Origin of the sequence: Pseudoalteromonas sp. P1-25 (assembly GCF_001401805.1) — a bacterium.
In the GTDB taxonomy this organism is placed as follows: Bacteria; Pseudomonadota; Gammaproteobacteria; order Enterobacterales; family Alteromonadaceae; genus Pseudoalteromonas.
Genome location: NZ_LKDW01000082.1, coordinates 1 through 651, shown reverse-complemented (window position 1 = coordinate 651; position 651 = coordinate 1). Strand labels below are relative to the sequence as shown.

Annotated in this window: 3 tRNA genes; all 3 read right to left on the bottom strand. The window is 47.2% G+C overall.

The features are described from left to right. Window positions 1-5: 5 nt before the first annotated feature. A tRNA-Arg gene (locus AN393_RS19600) sits at window positions 6-82 on the bottom strand. Window positions 83-228: 146 nt separating this feature from the next. Further along, window positions 229-305: transfer RNA gene (locus AN393_RS19595), tRNA-Arg, on the bottom strand. A gap of 149 nt (window positions 306-454) precedes the next feature. Beyond that, window positions 455-531 (bottom strand) — tRNA-Arg (locus AN393_RS19590). Between the last annotated feature and the right edge of the window lie 120 nt (window positions 532-651).

The window sequence follows — 651 nt, the reverse complement described above, 5'->3', positions numbered from 1 at the left end:
GAAAGTGGTGGGCGCAGGAGGATTCGAACCTCCGACCGCCTGGTTCGTAGCCAGGTACTCTATCCAGCTGAGCTATGCGCCCACTTTCATTTTTACTTTTTTATACTCAAAGCAGAGTGTTGTAAAAGTGATGTGCGTAGGACGTAACTTCTAAAAGTGAACCTCCGACCGCTTGGCTTTAGCCAACACTTTCTACTTGTTTATACTCTAAGCAGAGTGTTGTAAAAGTGGTGGGCGCAGGAGGATTCGAACCTCCGACCGCCTGGTTCGTAGCCAGGTACTCTATCCAGCTGAGCTATGCGCCCACTTTTACTGTTTGCTTGTTTATACTCTAAGCAGAGTGTGTAAAAAGTGTTGGAAGCAGTACATATCTTGTAAGAATGAACCTTCGACCGACTTGGTTATAAACCAAACACTTTGGCTTATTTATACTCTAAGTAGAGTGTGTAAAGAGTGGTGGGCGCAGGAGGATTCGAACCTCCGACCGCCTGGTTCGTAGCCAGGTACTCTATCCAGCTGAGCTATGCGCCCAATCTTTACTTTACAAGACTTGCCATTAAAAAAATGGTGGAGAAGGAGGGATTCGAACCCTCGATAGAGCTACAAACTCTATACTCCCTTAGCAGGGGAGCTCCTTCGGCCACTCGGACA